We start from the raw sequence: 13,479 nt of genomic DNA on the forward strand, positions 1-13,479 counted from the left end.
GCCCCCTTTTCTGCGCATCGTCATTGAGGGTTTGACTCTCGATGGCGCGGCGCATATAATGCGCATCCTTTGAATGCGTGGGTTGACGGCTCGCGCCGTCAAGTTCCATTGGAGTTAGGGCAAATGCAGAACCAGAAGATTCGCATTCGGTTGAAGGCTTTCGACCATCGCCTGATCGACCAGTCCGCCGCGGAGATTGTTGAAACCGCCAAGCGTACCGGCGCCCAGGTTCGTGGTCCGATTCCTCTGCCGACCAATCGCGAGCGTTACACCGTGCTGGTTTCCCCGCACGTGAACAAGGACGCCCGTGATCAGTACGAGATTCGTACCCACAAGCGTGTGCTCGACATCGTCGAGCCGACCGAGAAGACCGTTGATGCCCTGATGAAGCTCGACCTCGCCGCTGGCGTGGACGTGCAAATCAAGCTCGACTGATATCACTAGACACTCGCGGCCCAGCGTCCCTCTCATCCAGTAGAGGTTCAGCAGCTGCCACGCCGGGATGGCGTTACACAACGTGCTAGTGGAATGCTCTGGAAAGGGCAGCCATAGCGGGTGATAGCCCCGTACACTAAAGGAGACTAAGCATGACTATCGGTTTGGTCGGTAGGAAGGCCGGCATGACCCGTGTCTTCACCGAAGACGGCGCGTCTGTGCCCGTAACCGTTATCGAGGTTGATCCCAATCGCGTGACCTGCGTGAAGTCTGTCGAATCTGACGGCTACGCCGCGGTCCAGGTGACAACCGGCTCCCGCAAAGCCAAGCATCTGTCCAAGGCCCAAGCTGGCCTGTACGCCAAGGCAGGTGTCGAGGCTGGTCGTTCCCTGATGGAGTTCCGCCTGAGCGAAGGCGACGAAGCTCCGGAAGTGGGCGGCGAACTCACCGTATCCCTCTTCGAAGCTGGTCAAAGCGTTGACGTGACCGGCACCTCCAAGGGTAAGGGCTTCCAGGGCGCAGTGAAGCGCTGGAACTTCCGTACCCAGGACAACAGCCACGGTAACTCTCTGTCCCACCGTGCTCCGGGTTCCATCGGCATGTGCCAGACCCCGGGCCGCGTGTTCAAGGGCAAGAAGATGGCCGGCCAGATGGGCAACGCACGTTGCACCGTTCAGAGCCTGGAAATCGTCCGTGTCGATGCCGAGCGCAACCTGCTGCTGATCAAAGGCGCCGTTCCTGGTGCTACCGGCAGTGATGTCATCGTGCGCAGCGCCGTCAAAGCTGGCTGAAGGGGAACTTTCCAATGAATCTGAATCTTGCAGGTGCAAGCGCCGGGACCGTTGAGCTGTCCGACGCTACCTTTGGCAAAGAATTCAACGAAGCGCTCGTGCACCAGGTCGTCACCGCCTATCTGGCTGGTGGTCGTCAGGGCACCCGCGCCCAGAAGAACCGCTCCGACGTCCGTGGCGGCGGCAAGAAGCCGTGGCGCCAGAAGGGCACCGGTCGCGCTCGCGCCGGTACCATTCGCTCGCCGATCTGGCGCAGCGGTGGTGTGACCTTCGCGGCCCGTCCGCAGGACCACTCCCAGAAGGTCAACCGCAAGATGTACCGTGCGGCCATGCGCTCGATTCTGTCCGAGCTGGTCCGTCAGGAGCGTCTTGTTGCCGTTGATGCCTTCTCTGTCGAGTCACCCAAAACCAAGCAGCTGGTCGCCAAGCTTTCCGACCTGGGCCTGGAGAAGGTGCTGATCGTCACCGAAGAAGTCGACGAGAACCTGTACCTGGCAGCCCGCAACATCCCCAACGTGGATGTGGTGGACGTCGCCGCCGCCGACCCGGTCAGCCTGGTCGCCTTCGACAAGGTCCTGGCTACCGTCTCCGCACTGCGCAAATTCGAGGAGAAGCTGGCATGAACCAGGAGCGTGTATTCAAGGTTCTGCTTGGTCCGCACGTGACCGAGAAGGCCGCCATGGCCGCCGAGCGTAACCAGTACGTGTTCAAGGTGGCGAGTGACGCAACCAAGCCCGAGATCAAGGCTGCCGTCCAGGAGCTGTTCGGCAAGAAGGTCGATCGCGTTTCTGTTCTGAACGTGAAGGGCAAGACCAAGCGCACCGCGCATGGTGTTGGTATGCGCAAGGGTTATCGCAAGGCGTACGTGACACTGGCCGCCGGCGAGACGCTTGAAGACTTCTCTGGCGCCGAGTAAAGGCAGGAGTACGGATCATGGCAATCGTCAAGACAAAACCCACATCCGCCGGTCGTCGCCACGTCGTCAAGATTGTTGGTGAGGAACTGTACAAGGGCCGCGCTTACGCGCCGTTGCTCGAGAAGCAGTCCAAGTCCGGTGGTCGTAACAACCAGGGTCGCATCACCACTCGCCACGTCGGCGGTGGTCATCGCAACCACTATCGGATCATCGACTTCAAGCGCACCAAGGATGGCGTTCCGGCCATCGTCGAGCGCCTGGAGCATGACCCGAACCGTAGCGCCCACATCGCGCTGCTGAAGTACATCGACGGTGAGCGTCGCTACATCATCGCCCCCAAGGGCGTGAGTGCCGGTGATCGCCTCGAGTCCGGCGTCAATGCGCCGATCAAGAAGGGCAACGCACTGCCGCTGCGCAACATCCCGCTGGGTTCCACGGTGCACTGCATCGAACTGAAGCCTGGCAAGGGTGCTCAGGTCGCACGCAGCGCCGGTACCAGCGCCCAGCTGGTGGCTCGTGAAGGCAACTACGCCACCCTGCGTCTGCGCTCCGGCGAGATGCGCAAGGTGCTGGCCGAGTGCCGCGCGACCCTGGGTGAGGTGAGCAATTCCGAGCACAGCCTGCGTCAACTTGGCAAGGCCGGTGCAAAGCGCTGGAGAGGTGTGCGCCCGACTGTTCGCGGTGTCGCGATGAACCCGGTGGATCACCCGCACGGTGGTGGTGAAGGCCGCACCAGCGGTGGTCGTCATCCGGTGTCCCCGTGGGGTATGCCCACCAAGGGCCACAAGACCCGCAAGAACAAGCGCACCGACAAGCTGATCGTCCGCCGCCGCAAGGCTCGCGGTTAAGATCCCACGCCAAGACATTAAGAGGTAACGGCTGTGCCACGTTCACTGAAGAAAGGTCCTTTTGTAGACCTTCATCTGCTGAAAAAGGTTGAGACTGCAGCGGAAAAGAACGATCGCAAACCGATCAAGACCTGGTCGCGTCGTTCAATGGTCCTGCCCAACATGGTCGGGCTCACCATTGCAGTCCATAACGGTCGCCAACACGTCCCGGTGCACGTCTCCGAGGAAATGGTTGGCCACAAGCTGGGCGAATTCGCTGCTACCCGCACCTATCGCGGCCATGCGGCGGATAAGAAAGCCAAACGGTAAGCCAGAGAGGATTAAGAGATGGAAGTCACAGCAAAGCTGCGTGGCGCCAGTTTATCCGCCCAGAAGGCCCGTTTGGTGGCTGATCAGGTGCGCGGTAAGCCTGTCGCCGAAGCAATCGACCTGCTGACCTTCTCACCGAAGAAGGCGGCCAAGCTGGTCAAGAAGGTGCTGCAGTCCGCCATCGCGAATGCGGAAGAAAACAACGGCATGGACATCGACGAGCTGCGCGTCTCGACCATCTGTGTCGATGAGGGTACGACGCTCAAGCGCATCCGTCCGCGCGCCAAAGGCCGTGCGGATCGCATTTTGAAGCGCACTTGCCACATCACCGTCAAGGTAGCCGAGAAGTAGGAGTCGACCAGATGGGTCAGAAAGTCAATCCGACAGGCATCCGACTGGGTATCGTCAAAGACCATACCTCTGTCTGGTACGCCGAGCGCGGCGCCTATGCCGATAAGCTCAACAACGACCTCGCGGTGCGTAGCTTCCTGGAAGAGCGTCTGAAAAACGCCTCCGTTAGCAAGATCACCATCGAGCGTCCCGCGAACAACGCGCGCATCACCATTCACACTGCCCGTCCGGGTATCGTGATTGGCAAGAAGGGCGAAGATGTCGATCGCCTGCGTCGCGACGTCACCGAGATGATGGGCGTGCCTGTTCACGTCAACATCGAGGAAGTTCGCAAGCCCGAGCTGGATGCTCAGCTCGTCGCACAGAACATTGCCGGCCAGCTCGAGCGCCGTGTGATGTTCCGTCGCGCCATGAAGCGCGCTGTCCAGAACGCCATGCGTCTGGGCGCTGGCGGCATCAAGGTGCAGCTCTCCGGTCGCCTCGGCGGCGCGGAAATTGCCCGCACCGAGTGGTACCGCGAAGGTCGTGTTCCGCTGCATACCCTGCGTGCGGACATCGATTACGCCACCTACGAAGCCAAGACCACCTACGGCATCATCGGTGTCAAGGTCTGGGTCTTCAAGGGTGAAATCCTCGGGGGCATCGAGGAGGTCCGCGCCAAGGCGAAGCAGAGCCAGGCAGCGCCCTCCAAGAAGAAAGGTTCCAGGTAAGGGGAGAGCGATTCGATGTTACAACCCAAGCGTACAAAATTCCGTAAGGTGCAGAAGGGCCGCAACCGTGGCCTGGCGCATCGCGGAAGCAAAGTGAGCTTCGGCGAGTTCGGCCTCAAGGCCACCGGCCGCGGTCGTGTCACCGCCCGTCAGATCGAAGCTGGCCGTCGTGCCATCACCCGTCACGTCAAGCGTGGCGGCAAGATCTGGATCCGTGTCTTCCCGGACAAGCCGATTTCCAAGAAGCCCCTGGAAGTCCGGATGGGTAAAGGTAAGGGCTCCGTCGAGTACTGGGTCGCACAGATCCAGCCCGGTCGTGTCCTTTACGAGATCGAAGGCGTTTCCGAGGAACTGGCCCGCGAAGCTTTCGCACTGGCCGCCCAGAAATTCCCGGTCTCCACCACCTTTGTGAAACGGACGGTGATGTGATGAAAGCCCAGGAAATTCGTGAAAAGTCCGCCGAGCAGCTCAATGAGCAGCTCCTCGAACTCCTCCGCGAGCAGTTCAACCTGCGCATGCAGAAGGCCACCGGCCAGCTGAGCCAGACTCATCTGCTCAAGCAGGTTCGTCGGGATATCGCCCGCGTGAAGACTGTGCTCAACGAGAAGGCAGGTGTCTGAGATGGCCGAAGAGAAAAAAGCCCGTACGCTCACCGGCAAGGTGGTGAGCGACAAGATGGACAAGTCCATCGTTGTAATGATCGAGCGTCGTGAGCGCCACCCGATCTACGGCAAATACGTTAAGCGCTCCACCAAGCTGCACGCCCACGACGAGACCAACCAGGCCAAGGCCGGTGACACGGTATCCATCCAGGAATGCCGTCCGCTGTCCAAGAAGAAGGCCTGGACCCTGGTCGAGGTTGTCGAACAGGCCAAGGGTTAAGGCCACGGCCTTAACCTCGTGCAGTCAGTTTAGGTTTGGAGAAAACCGATGATTCAGACTCAGACAATGCTGGATGTCGCCGACAACAGCGGAGCGCGCCGGGTGCAGTGCATCAAGGTGCTGGGTGGCTCACACCGCCGCTACGCTCGCGTTGGTGACGTCATCAAGGTCACGGTGAAGGAAGCTATTCCGCGCGGCAAGGTCAAGAAAGGCCAGGTGCTGAAAGCGGTAGTTGTCCGGACCCGCAGTGGCGTCCGTCGCAGCGACGGTTCGCTGATTCGCTTCGATGGAAATGCGGCCGTCTTGTTGAACAACACCAACGAGCAGCCGATCGGTACCCGTATCTTCGGGCCGGTGACGCGTGAACTTCGCAACGAGAAGTTCATGAAGATCATTTCCTTAGCGCCTGAAGTGCTGTAAGGGAGCGAGGCGACATGCAAAAGATCAAACGTGATGATGAAGTGATCGTCATCGCCGGCAAGGACAAGGGTAAGCGCGGTACCGTGAAGCGCGTCCTCAAGGACGAGCGGTTCGTGGTAGCGGGTGTGAACATGATCAAGCGTCACACCAAGCCGAACCCCATGGCCGGCAATCAGGGCGGTATCGTCGAGCGCGAGGCTCCGATTCACGCGTCCAACGTAGCCATCTTCAATCAGGAGACCGGTAAGGCGGATCGCGTCGGCTTCCAGATCAAGGAAGACGGTACCAAGGTACGTATCTACAAGTCGACGCAAGCGCAGATCGACGCCTAACGCGAGTCGGGTAGCAAAATGGCGAACTTGAAAGAACGTTATCAAAACGAGGTGGTGGCTCAACTGAAAGAGCAGTTCAGCTACGCCAACGTTATGCAGGTACCCCGGATCACCAAGGTGACTCTGAACATGGGTATCGGCGAAGCGACCAGCGATAAAAAGCTGATCGACGCTGCCGTCGGCGACCTGGAGAAGCTCTCCGGTCAGAAGCCGATGGTGACCAAGGCACGTAAGTCCATCGCGGGCTTCAAGGTGCGTGAAGGCTGGCCGATCGGCGTGAAGGTCACACTGCGCAGTGAGCGCATGTGGGACTTCCTCGATCGCCTGGTGAATATCGCGATCCCCCGCGTTCGTGACTTCCGTGGTCTCAACCCGAAGTCCTTCGACGGTCGTGGCAACTACAGCATGGGGGTGCGTGAGCAGATCATCTTCCCGGAGATCGAGTATGATAAGATCGACCGGATTCGTGGTCTGGATGTCACCATCACCACCACTGCCAACACCGATGACGAAGGTCGTGCGCTCTTGAGTGCACTGAACTTCCCGTTCAAGAAATAGGGGTGGGATCATGGCAAAGAAGAGCATGATTGAGCGTGAGCTGAAGCGCACGCAACTGGTTGAGAAGTATGCTGCCAAGCGTGCCGAGCTCAAGGCGATCATCCAGGACGTGAACAGCTCCGATGAGGAGCGCTTCGATGCGCAGCTGAAGTTGCAGTCGCTGCCGCGTGACTCCAGCCCCGTGCGTCAGCGTAACCGCTGCCGCGTGACTGGCCGTCCGCACGGCTACTACAACAAGTTCGGCCTTGGCCGTAACAAGCTGCGTGAAGCCGCCATGCGTGGCGACGTGCCCGGACTGAAGAAGTCCAGCTGGTAACGCCACGTAGAATCATCAGGAGCGCAAGTTAAATGAGCATGCAAGACACTCTGGCGGATATGTTTACCCGTATCCGCAATGCGCAGCAGGCCACCAAGGAGACGGTCACCATGCCGTCCTCCAAGATCAAGGTTGAAGTGGCCCGCGTGCTGAAAGAAGAGGGTTACATCACTGACTTCGCCGTGAGCGAATCAGCCAAGCCCGAGCTGACCGTCAGCCTCAAGTACTTCGAAGGCAAGCCGGTCATCGAGCATCTGCAGCGGGTTTCCAAGCCGTCCCTGCGTAGTTACAAGGGCAAGGATGCGCTGCCGAAGGTCGCCGATGGCCTGGGTGTCGCGATCGTCACCACCTCCAAGGGTGTGATGACCGATCGTGCCGCGCGTCAGGCTGGTGTCGGCGGCGAAGTCCTCTGCACCGTATTCTAGGAGTTTGGAATGTCCCGCGTAGCCAAATATCCGGTTAAAGTGCCCGCTGGCGTCGAGGTCAAGATCGACGGCGCCACGCTGACCGCCAAAGGCGGTCAGGGCACCCTCTCCATGCCCGTTCACGACGATGTCGTGGTCGCGCAGGAAGATGGCCAGCTGACCTTCCAGCCGAGCAAATCTGCTAAGAGCTGGGCCATGGTCGGCACCACCCGTGCCCTGGTTCAGAACCTGGTCACCGGCGTGTCCGAGGGCTTTACCAAGTCTCTCGAAATCATCGGCGTCGGTTATCGCGCTCAAGCGAAAGGCCAGACGCTCAACCTGACACTGGGCTTCTCTCACCCGGTCGACTATCAACTGCCTGAAGGTGTCACGGCGGAAACGCCGAAGAACACCGTCATCGTGCTGAAGAGCGCGGACAAGCAGAAGCTCGGCCAGGTCGCAGCGGAAATCCGCGCTTTCCGTCCGCCTGAACCCTACAAGGGCAAGGGTGTGCGTTACGCGGATGAGCAGGTCCGCCGTAAAGAAGCCAAGAAGAAGTAAGGCAGGGTTATGAACGCGAAGAAAGAATCTCGTCTCCGTCGTGCCCGCCGCGCTCGCGCGAAGATCCGCGAGCTGGGCGTGTCTCGCCTGTGCGTCAATCGTACCCCCCGTCACATCTACGCGCAGATTATCTCGCCGGATGGTGGCAAGGTCCTGGCCAGCGCTTCCACGCTGGACAAGAGCCTGCGCGAGGGTTCGACCGGCAATGCAGACGCCGCAGCCAAAGTTGGTGCGCTGATCGCTGAACGCGCCAAGGAAGCGGGCATCACCCAGGTGGCCTTCGACCGCGCTGGCTTCAAGTACCACGGTCGTGTGAAGGCCCTGGCCGACGCCGCACGTGAAGGCGGCCTGGAATTCTAAAGGGTTTTACGATGGCGAAGAACGAACAGCAAAACGGCGATCTGCAGGAAAAGCTCGTGCAGGTCAACCGTGTCGCCAAGGTGGTCAAGGGTGGCCGTATTTTCGGCTTCACCGCTCTGACTGTCGTGGGCGACGGTAACGGTCGCGTCGGCTTCGGTCGTGGCAAGGCACGTGAAGTGCCGGTCGCGATTCAGAAGGCGATGGACCAGGCGCGCCGCAACATGATCAAGGTGAACCTGGTCGGCGGTACCCTCCAGTATCCGGTCAAGGCACGTCATGGCGCCTCCAAGGTGTACATGCAGCCGGCCTCTGACGGTACTGGTATCATCGCCGGCGGCGCCATGCGCTCCGTGCTGGAATTGGCCGGCGTGCACAACGTGCTGGCCAAGTGCTATGGCTCCACCAATCCGGTGAACGTGGTCCGCGCGACCGTGAATGGCCTGGCTTCCATGCAGTCGCCGGAAGACGTGGCCGCCAAGCGCGGTCTCTCAGTCGAAGCGATCACGGGGTAATACACCATGGCAGCTACGATCAAGGTTACCCAGACCCGCAGCACCATCGGCACGTTGGCCAAGCACAAGGCCACCATGAAGGGCCTCGGCCTGCGCCGCATCGGTCACACGGTTGAACTGGAAGACACCCCTGCCGTTCGCGGCATGATCCACAAGGTCAACTACCTTGTGCGTGTTGAGGGAGAGTAATCCATGAAACTTAACAGCCTGAGCCCGGCACCGGGCTCCAAGCACGCTGAAAAGCGCGTCGGTCGTGGCATCGGTTCCGGTCTGGGCAAGACCGGCGGCCGTGGCCACAAGGGCCAGAAGTCGCGCAGCGGTGGCAGCGTGAAGCCCGGCTTCGAGGGCGGTCAGATGCCCCTGCAGCGTCGTCTGCCGAAGTTTGGTTTCACCTCCGCCAAGTCTTTGGTTTCCGAGGAAGTCCGCCTGGCCGAGCTGGCCAAGGTCGCGGGTGACGAAGTCACTCTGGAAAGCCTCAAGGAAGCCAATGTGCTGAAGGATTCCACGCAGCATGCGAAGGTGATCCTTTCCGGCGATCTGAACAAGGCGGTCACCGTTCGCGGTCTGCGGGTCACCAAGGGTGCCCGCGCAGCGATCGAAGCCGCCGGTGGCAAGGTAGAGGACTAAATGGCCAAGTCAGGAAACATGCCGGCGATGGGCAGCGGTCTGAGTGAACTGTGGGCGCGTCTGCGCTTCGTGCTCCTCGCCATCGTGGTCTACCGTATCGGTGCCCACATACCCGTTCCCGGTATCAATCCTGACCAGCTTGCTGCCTTGTTCAGGGAGCAGCAGGGCACCATCCTGGGCATGTTCAACATGTTCTCGGGCGGTGCCCTGGAGCGCATGAGTATCCTCGCCCTCGGCATCATGCCGTACATCTCGGCGTCGATCATCATGCAGCTCCTGACCGCCGTCTCGCCCCACCTCGAGCAGTTGAAGAAGGAGGGCGAGAGCGGCCGCCGCAAGATCAGCCAGTACACGCGCTACGGCACGGTGGTGCTGGCCCTGGTTCAGGCCACCGGCATGTCCGTGGGTCTGGCCAGCCAAGGCATTGCCTATACGGCCGATCTCAGCTTCTATTTCACCGCGATCATCACCTTCGTGAGTGGCGCGGTGTTCTTGATGTGGCTGGGTGAGCAGATCACCGAGAAGGGCATCGGCAACGGCATTTCGCTGCTGATCTTCGCGGGTATCGTCGCCGGCCTGCCCGGAGCTGTGGCTCAAGCCTTCGAGCTTGCCCGCAACGAGGGCGCGTGGAATGTGTTGCCGCTGTTGGCGCTTAGCCTTCTGGGTATCGCCACCGTGGCGTTCGTCGTGTTCATCGAACGCGGCCAGCGCCGGATTACGGTGAACTACCCGCGCCGCCAGGTAGGCAACAAGATGTATGCAGGGCAGAGCAGCTACCTGCCGCTCAAGGTCAACATGGCGGGTGTCATTCCGGCCATCTTTGCCTCGAGCATCCTGTTGTTCCCCGCCTCACTCGGTCAGTGGGTAGGTGCGGGCGACGGCATGGAATGGTTGCAGCGCGCGTCCCAGGCGTTGGCCCCAGGTCAGCCCCTTTATATCTTGCTTTTCGCGGCGGCGGTGGTATTCTTCTGCTTCTTTTACACAGCGCTGGTCTTCAACCCCAAGGATGTGGCCGACAACCTCAAGAAGTCGGGTGCCTTCCTGCCGGGGATTCGTCCTGGCGAGCAGACCGCTCGTTATGTCGACAAGGTCATGACTCGTCTGACCCTGTTCGGCGCTCTCTACATCACTGCGGTTTCCCTGATGCCCCAGTTCCTGATCGTAGCGTGGAACGTGCCGTTCTTCTTTGGCGGTACCTCGCTGCTGATCGTGGTCGTGGTCATCATGGACTTCATGGCCCAGGTGCAGTCGCACCTCATGTCGCACCAGTATGAGTCGGTGATGAAGAAGTCCAACCTGAAAGGCTACGGTAGCGGCGGCATCATGCGCTAAGGCGCCGCAGGCCGATTTGGCACGCCGCAAGCCGATTTTGGAGAGAACGATGAAAGTTCGAGCTTCCGTGAAGAAAATGTGCCGCAATTGCAAGATCATTCGTCGCAATGGCGCTGTTCGCGTCATCTGCACCGAGCCGCGGCACAAGCAGCGCCAGGGTTAATCCTGGCCTGAATTGAACCGGGTGCTGGCATACCCCTTGCCCTAATGACGGGAAGGGGGTATGCTATTGCGCCTTTTGTAGTTGATTAACCGAGCAAGCCGCTCAAACTTCGGAGTAAGCTGATGGCCCGTATTGCAGGCGTCAATATCCCGGACAACAAGCATGCGGCGATCTCGCTGACCTACATCTTCGGGATTGGCCGTACTCGCGCACAGGAAATCTGTGAAGCGACCGGCATCGCGCCGACCACCAAGATCCAGGATCTGTCATCTGAAGAGATCGACAGCCTGCGTAGTGAAGTCGGCAAGTATACCGTTGAAGGCGACCTTCGTCGTGATGTGACGCTGAACATCAAGCGTCTCATGGACTTGGGTTGCTACCGTGGTCTGCGTCATCGTCGTGGTCTTCCGATGCGCGGTCAGCGCACCAAGACCAACGCGCGTACCCGTAAGGGACCGCGTAAGCCGATCCGCAAATAACACGCACGTTCTGGCGTAAAGACAGGAATTGACATCAACATGGCTAACCCGCGTAGCAACCGTAAAAAGGTTAAAAAGCAGGTAGTGGATGCCGTTGCGCATATCCATGCCTCTTTTAACAACACGATCATTACGATCACAGACCGCCAGGGCAACGCTCTTTCCTGGGCGACAGCCGGTGGTTCGGGTTTTCGTGGTTCTCGCAAGAGCACCCCGTTCGCTGCTCAAGTGGCAAGCGAGCGTGCAGCAACTGCTGCAGCCGAGTATGGTGTGAAAAACGTCGACGTGCTGGTCAAGGGCCCCGGTCCTGGCCGTGAATCCGCCGTGCGTGCACTCAACGCCGCCGGCTTCCGCGTGCAAAGCATCACCGACGCGACGCCCATTCCCCACAATGGCTGCCGTCCGCCGAAGAAACGCCGCGTTTAAGGAGACAGATTCATGGCTCGTTACATTGGACCGAAGTGCAAACTGTCTCGCCGGGAAGGTACCGACCTCTTCCTCAAGAGCGGTGTCACTCCCTTCGAGAAAAAGTGCAAATCCGAACAGATTCCGGGTGTGCACGGCCAGCGCCGTCAGCGTCTTTCCGACTACGGCTTGCAGCTTCGCGAGAAGCAGAAAGTACGTCGCATGTACGGCGTACTCGAAAAGCAGTTCCGCAACTACTACAAGGAAGCCGCCCGCCTGAAGGGTGCGACCGGTGAGTTGTTGCTGCAGCTGCTTGAGTCCCGACTGGACAACGTCGTCTACCGCATGGGCTTTGGCGCCACTCGCTCCGAGGCTCGTCAGCTGGTAAGCCACAAGGCGATTGCCGTCAACGGCAAGACCGTCAACGTGGCCTCCTACCAGGTCAAGCCCGGCGACGTGGTATCCGTTCGTGAAAAGGCCAAGCAACAGGCGCGTATCCAGAACGCCCTGAGCATCGCCGCCAACCGTGGCGACGTGGCCTGGATCGAACTCGACGCCAAGAAGATGGAAGGCACCTTCAAGGCCCTGCCTGAGCGCGGTGACCTGACTGCCGACATCAACGAGCAACTGATCGTCGAGCTGTACTCGAAGTAAGCGGTCCGTCCGCGCCGCCCTCCTCCGGGAGGGCGGCGGTTATTACCGAGTATTCGTTTGGCAGCCTGAAAGGTGTTCATATGCAGCGTTCAGTGACAGAGTTTCTCCGTCCTCGCGACATCAAGGTCGAAGAGATCAGCGCACACCACGCAAAGATCGTGCTCGAGCCGTTCGAGCGTGGCTTCGGCCACACGTTGGGCAATGCTCTGCGTCGTATCCTGCTCTCGTCCATGCCCGGCTGCGCCGTGGTGGAGACCGAGATCGCCGGCGTCGACCATGAGTACAGCGCGATCGAGGGTGTCCAGGAAGATGTCATCGAAATCCTCCTGAACCTCAAGGACGTGGCGATCAAGATGCACAGCCGCGACGAGGCGATGCTCTCGCTGAACAAGCAGGGCCCGGCCGTCGTCACCGCTGGTGACATCGCCGTCGATCACGACGTCGAAGTGGTCAACCCCGAGCACGTCATCGCCCACGTCAATGAAGGCGCCGAGCTCAAGATGCAGCTGAAGGTGGCCCGTGGTCGCGGCTATGAGCCTGCGGATGTCCGCAGCGAAGCCGACGACGAGACACGCACCATCGGCCGTCTGCAGCTGGATGCGACCTTCAGCCCCGTGCGCCGCGTTTCCTACAGCGTCGAAGCCGCCCGCGTCGAACAGCGCACCGACCTCGACAAGCTGATCATCAACCTGGAAACCGACGGCACCCTGGATCCGGAAGAGGCGATCCGTCGCAGCGCGACCATCCTGCAAGAGCAGCTGGCAGCGTTCGTCGACCTGGAAGCCGACAAGGAACAGGAAGTGGTCGAGGAAGAGGATCATATCGATCCCATCCTGCTGCGCCCCGTAGACGATCTCGAGTTGACCGTTCGTAGCGCCAACTGCCTGAAAGCCGAGAATATCTACTACATCGGCGATCTGATTCAGCGCACCGAGGTGGAGCTGTTGAAGACCCCGAACCTCGGCAAGAAGTCCTTGAACGAGATCAAGGACGTGTTGGCTGCTCGTGGTCTGTCCCTTGGCATGCGGCTTGAAAATTGGCCGCCGGCTAGCCTGAAGGACGACAAGGCCACCGCCTAAGCGTCGGCTCGAGTCCCAGTTTGGTAAGGAATCAC

Annotated in this window: 27 protein-coding genes; all 27 read left to right on the forward strand. The window is 60.1% G+C overall.

From position 1 onward, the window contains the following. Positions 1–123 precede the first annotated feature (123 nt). Positions 124–435, forward strand: a complete 312-nt coding sequence (rpsJ, locus tag RBB39_RS15530) for a 30S ribosomal protein S10 (protein WP_045990862.1) — start codon at positions 124–126, stop codon at positions 433–435. A 152-nt stretch (positions 436–587) separates the two neighbouring features. Beyond that, a complete protein-coding gene (gene rplC / locus RBB39_RS15535) occupies positions 588–1,226 on the forward strand; it encodes a 50S ribosomal protein L3 (protein ID WP_045990861.1) in 639 nt (212 codons plus the stop codon). Between the two features lie 14 nt (positions 1,227–1,240). After that, on the forward strand, positions 1,241–1,849 hold the full coding sequence (gene rplD / locus RBB39_RS15540; RefSeq protein WP_045990860.1) for a 50S ribosomal protein L4: 609 nt from the start codon (positions 1,241–1,243) through the stop codon (positions 1,847–1,849). Beyond that, complete coding sequence (gene rplW, locus RBB39_RS15545) at positions 1,846–2,142, forward strand: 50S ribosomal protein L23 (RefSeq protein WP_045990859.1); 297 nt, start codon at positions 1,846–1,848, stop codon at positions 2,140–2,142. Before rplD ends, rplW begins: the two co-directional genes overlap by 4 nt. Before the next feature lie 17 nt (positions 2,143–2,159). After that, positions 2,160–2,990, forward strand: a complete 831-nt coding sequence (gene rplB / locus RBB39_RS15550) for a 50S ribosomal protein L2 (protein WP_045990858.1) — start codon at positions 2,160–2,162, stop codon at positions 2,988–2,990. Positions 2,991–3,023: 33 nt separating this feature from the next. Beyond that, positions 3,024–3,299, forward strand: a complete 276-nt coding sequence (gene rpsS / locus RBB39_RS15555) for a 30S ribosomal protein S19 (RefSeq protein ID WP_045990857.1) — start codon at positions 3,024–3,026, stop codon at positions 3,297–3,299. An 18-nt stretch (positions 3,300–3,317) separates the two neighbouring features. After that, positions 3,318–3,650, forward strand: a complete 333-nt coding sequence (gene rplV, locus RBB39_RS15560; protein WP_045990856.1) for a 50S ribosomal protein L22 — start codon at positions 3,318–3,320, stop codon at positions 3,648–3,650. A gap of 11 nt (positions 3,651–3,661) precedes the next feature. Next, on the forward strand, positions 3,662–4,360 hold the full coding sequence (gene rpsC / locus RBB39_RS15565; RefSeq protein WP_045990855.1) for a 30S ribosomal protein S3: 699 nt from the start codon (positions 3,662–3,664) through the stop codon (positions 4,358–4,360). 15 nt (positions 4,361–4,375) lie between these two features. Further along, positions 4,376–4,789, forward strand: a complete 414-nt coding sequence (gene rplP, locus RBB39_RS15570) for a 50S ribosomal protein L16 (protein WP_045990854.1) — start codon at positions 4,376–4,378, stop codon at positions 4,787–4,789. Further along, positions 4,789–4,980, forward strand: coding sequence for a 50S ribosomal protein L29 (gene rpmC / locus RBB39_RS15575; protein ID WP_045990853.1), 192 nt, complete (start codon positions 4,789–4,791; stop codon positions 4,978–4,980). The genes rplP and rpmC overlap by 1 nt, the downstream gene beginning before the upstream one ends. A gap of 1 nt (position 4,981) precedes the next feature. After that, positions 4,982–5,242 (forward strand): 30S ribosomal protein S17, encoded by a 261-nt coding sequence (gene rpsQ / locus RBB39_RS15580; RefSeq protein ID WP_045990852.1) that lies wholly within the window; start codon positions 4,982–4,984, stop codon positions 5,240–5,242. Between the two features lie 48 nt (positions 5,243–5,290). Continuing rightward, positions 5,291–5,662 (forward strand): 50S ribosomal protein L14, encoded by a 372-nt coding sequence (gene rplN / locus RBB39_RS15585; RefSeq protein WP_009723896.1) that lies wholly within the window; start codon positions 5,291–5,293, stop codon positions 5,660–5,662. Between the two features lie 14 nt (positions 5,663–5,676). Then, positions 5,677–5,994: a 50S ribosomal protein L24 gene (gene rplX / locus RBB39_RS15590; RefSeq protein WP_045990851.1), complete on the forward strand. Its 318-nt coding sequence runs from the start codon at positions 5,677–5,679 to the stop codon at positions 5,992–5,994. 18 nt (positions 5,995–6,012) lie between these two features. Beyond that, a complete protein-coding gene (gene rplE, locus RBB39_RS15595) occupies positions 6,013–6,552 on the forward strand; it encodes a 50S ribosomal protein L5 (protein ID WP_045990850.1) in 540 nt (179 codons plus the stop codon). Positions 6,553–6,562: 10 nt separating this feature from the next. Beyond that, the gene (gene rpsN, locus RBB39_RS15600; protein WP_045990849.1) at positions 6,563–6,868 is read left to right on the forward strand and encodes a 30S ribosomal protein S14; all 306 of its coding nucleotides are present in this window, start codon (positions 6,563–6,565) and stop codon (positions 6,866–6,868) included. 32 nt (positions 6,869–6,900) lie between these two features. Then, a complete protein-coding gene (gene rpsH, locus RBB39_RS15605) occupies positions 6,901–7,293 on the forward strand; it encodes a 30S ribosomal protein S8 (RefSeq protein WP_045990848.1) in 393 nt (130 codons plus the stop codon). Between the two features lie 9 nt (positions 7,294–7,302). Next, positions 7,303–7,833 carry a 50S ribosomal protein L6 gene (rplF, locus tag RBB39_RS15610; protein WP_045990847.1) on the forward strand — a complete coding sequence of 177 codons (531 nt, stop codon included), beginning with the start codon at positions 7,303–7,305 and terminating at the stop codon, positions 7,831–7,833. A gap of 9 nt (positions 7,834–7,842) precedes the next feature. Continuing rightward, entirely contained in the window at positions 7,843–8,193 is a 351-nt protein-coding gene (rplR, locus tag RBB39_RS15615; RefSeq protein WP_045990846.1) for a 50S ribosomal protein L18, read from the forward strand. Between the two features lie 11 nt (positions 8,194–8,204). Further along, positions 8,205–8,705 (forward strand): 30S ribosomal protein S5, encoded by a 501-nt coding sequence (gene rpsE / locus RBB39_RS15620; RefSeq protein WP_045990845.1) that lies wholly within the window; start codon positions 8,205–8,207, stop codon positions 8,703–8,705. Positions 8,706–8,711: 6 nt separating this feature from the next. Continuing rightward, the gene (rpmD, locus tag RBB39_RS15625; protein WP_045990844.1) at positions 8,712–8,894 is read left to right on the forward strand and encodes a 50S ribosomal protein L30; all 183 of its coding nucleotides are present in this window, start codon (positions 8,712–8,714) and stop codon (positions 8,892–8,894) included. A 3-nt stretch (positions 8,895–8,897) separates the two neighbouring features. Beyond that, positions 8,898–9,332, forward strand: a complete 435-nt coding sequence (gene rplO / locus RBB39_RS15630) for a 50S ribosomal protein L15 (RefSeq protein ID WP_045990843.1) — start codon at positions 8,898–8,900, stop codon at positions 9,330–9,332. Beyond that, on the forward strand, positions 9,333–10,664 hold the full coding sequence (gene secY / locus RBB39_RS15635; RefSeq protein ID WP_045990842.1) for a preprotein translocase subunit SecY: 1,332 nt from the start codon (positions 9,333–9,335) through the stop codon (positions 10,662–10,664). Between the two features lie 49 nt (positions 10,665–10,713). Beyond that, entirely contained in the window at positions 10,714–10,827 is a 114-nt protein-coding gene (rpmJ, locus tag RBB39_RS15640; protein WP_031384759.1) for a 50S ribosomal protein L36, read from the forward strand. Between the two features lie 122 nt (positions 10,828–10,949). Then, positions 10,950–11,306, forward strand: coding sequence for a 30S ribosomal protein S13 (gene rpsM / locus RBB39_RS15645; protein WP_045990841.1), 357 nt, complete (start codon positions 10,950–10,952; stop codon positions 11,304–11,306). 39 nt (positions 11,307–11,345) lie between these two features. After that, the gene (gene rpsK / locus RBB39_RS15650) at positions 11,346–11,732 is read left to right on the forward strand and encodes a 30S ribosomal protein S11 (RefSeq protein ID WP_013331014.1); all 387 of its coding nucleotides are present in this window, start codon (positions 11,346–11,348) and stop codon (positions 11,730–11,732) included. A 12-nt stretch (positions 11,733–11,744) separates the two neighbouring features. Then, positions 11,745–12,365, forward strand: coding sequence for a 30S ribosomal protein S4 (rpsD, locus tag RBB39_RS15655; RefSeq protein WP_045990840.1), 621 nt, complete (start codon positions 11,745–11,747; stop codon positions 12,363–12,365). 80 nt (positions 12,366–12,445) lie between these two features. After that, on the forward strand, positions 12,446–13,444 hold the full coding sequence (gene rpoA, locus RBB39_RS15660) for a DNA-directed RNA polymerase subunit alpha (protein ID WP_045990839.1): 999 nt from the start codon (positions 12,446–12,448) through the stop codon (positions 13,442–13,444). Positions 13,445–13,479 lie beyond the last annotated feature (35 nt).

Source organism: Halomonas sp. MMSF_3323, from assembly GCF_030733595.1.
In the GTDB taxonomy this organism is placed as follows: Bacteria; Pseudomonadota; Gammaproteobacteria; order Pseudomonadales; family Halomonadaceae; genus Halomonas; species Halomonas litopenaei.

What these genes read in the sequence shown, in the direction of transcription:
- rpsJ (WP_045990862.1), top strand. Translation starts at nt 124, where the DNA reads ATGCAGAACCAGAAGATTCGCATTCGGTTGAAGGCTTTCGACCATCGC.
- rplC (WP_045990861.1), top strand. Translation starts at nt 588, where the DNA reads ATGACTATCGGTTTGGTCGGTAGGAAGGCCGGCATGACCCGTGTCTTC.
- rplD (WP_045990860.1), top strand. Translation starts at nt 1,241, where the DNA reads ATGAATCTGAATCTTGCAGGTGCAAGCGCCGGGACCGTTGAGCTGTCC.
- rplW (WP_045990859.1), top strand. Translation starts at nt 1,846, where the DNA reads ATGAACCAGGAGCGTGTATTCAAGGTTCTGCTTGGTCCGCACGTGACC.
- rplB (WP_045990858.1), top strand. Translation starts at nt 2,160, where the DNA reads ATGGCAATCGTCAAGACAAAACCCACATCCGCCGGTCGTCGCCACGTC.
- rplV (WP_045990856.1), top strand. Translation starts at nt 3,318, where the DNA reads ATGGAAGTCACAGCAAAGCTGCGTGGCGCCAGTTTATCCGCCCAGAAG.
- rpsC (WP_045990855.1), top strand. Translation starts at nt 3,662, where the DNA reads ATGGGTCAGAAAGTCAATCCGACAGGCATCCGACTGGGTATCGTCAAA.
- rplP (WP_045990854.1), top strand. Translation starts at nt 4,376, where the DNA reads ATGTTACAACCCAAGCGTACAAAATTCCGTAAGGTGCAGAAGGGCCGC.
- rpmC (WP_045990853.1), top strand. Translation starts at nt 4,789, where the DNA reads ATGAAAGCCCAGGAAATTCGTGAAAAGTCCGCCGAGCAGCTCAATGAG.
- rpsQ (WP_045990852.1), top strand. Translation starts at nt 4,982, where the DNA reads ATGGCCGAAGAGAAAAAAGCCCGTACGCTCACCGGCAAGGTGGTGAGC.
- rplN (WP_009723896.1), top strand. Translation starts at nt 5,291, where the DNA reads ATGATTCAGACTCAGACAATGCTGGATGTCGCCGACAACAGCGGAGCG.
- rplX (WP_045990851.1), top strand. Translation starts at nt 5,677, where the DNA reads ATGCAAAAGATCAAACGTGATGATGAAGTGATCGTCATCGCCGGCAAG.
- rplE (WP_045990850.1), top strand. Translation starts at nt 6,013, where the DNA reads ATGGCGAACTTGAAAGAACGTTATCAAAACGAGGTGGTGGCTCAACTG.
- rpsN (WP_045990849.1), top strand. Translation starts at nt 6,563, where the DNA reads ATGGCAAAGAAGAGCATGATTGAGCGTGAGCTGAAGCGCACGCAACTG.
- rpsH (WP_045990848.1), top strand. Translation starts at nt 6,901, where the DNA reads ATGAGCATGCAAGACACTCTGGCGGATATGTTTACCCGTATCCGCAAT.
- rplF (WP_045990847.1), top strand. Translation starts at nt 7,303, where the DNA reads ATGTCCCGCGTAGCCAAATATCCGGTTAAAGTGCCCGCTGGCGTCGAG.
- rplR (WP_045990846.1), top strand. Translation starts at nt 7,843, where the DNA reads ATGAACGCGAAGAAAGAATCTCGTCTCCGTCGTGCCCGCCGCGCTCGC.
- rpsE (WP_045990845.1), top strand. Translation starts at nt 8,205, where the DNA reads ATGGCGAAGAACGAACAGCAAAACGGCGATCTGCAGGAAAAGCTCGTG.
- rpmD (WP_045990844.1), top strand. Translation starts at nt 8,712, where the DNA reads ATGGCAGCTACGATCAAGGTTACCCAGACCCGCAGCACCATCGGCACG.
- rplO (WP_045990843.1), top strand. Translation starts at nt 8,898, where the DNA reads ATGAAACTTAACAGCCTGAGCCCGGCACCGGGCTCCAAGCACGCTGAA.
- secY (WP_045990842.1), top strand. Translation starts at nt 9,333, where the DNA reads ATGGCCAAGTCAGGAAACATGCCGGCGATGGGCAGCGGTCTGAGTGAA.
- rpmJ (WP_031384759.1), top strand. Translation starts at nt 10,714, where the DNA reads ATGAAAGTTCGAGCTTCCGTGAAGAAAATGTGCCGCAATTGCAAGATC.
- rpsM (WP_045990841.1), top strand. Translation starts at nt 10,950, where the DNA reads ATGGCCCGTATTGCAGGCGTCAATATCCCGGACAACAAGCATGCGGCG.
- rpsK (WP_013331014.1), top strand. Translation starts at nt 11,346, where the DNA reads ATGGCTAACCCGCGTAGCAACCGTAAAAAGGTTAAAAAGCAGGTAGTG.
- rpsD (WP_045990840.1), top strand. Translation starts at nt 11,745, where the DNA reads ATGGCTCGTTACATTGGACCGAAGTGCAAACTGTCTCGCCGGGAAGGT.
- rpoA (WP_045990839.1), top strand. Translation starts at nt 12,446, where the DNA reads ATGCAGCGTTCAGTGACAGAGTTTCTCCGTCCTCGCGACATCAAGGTC.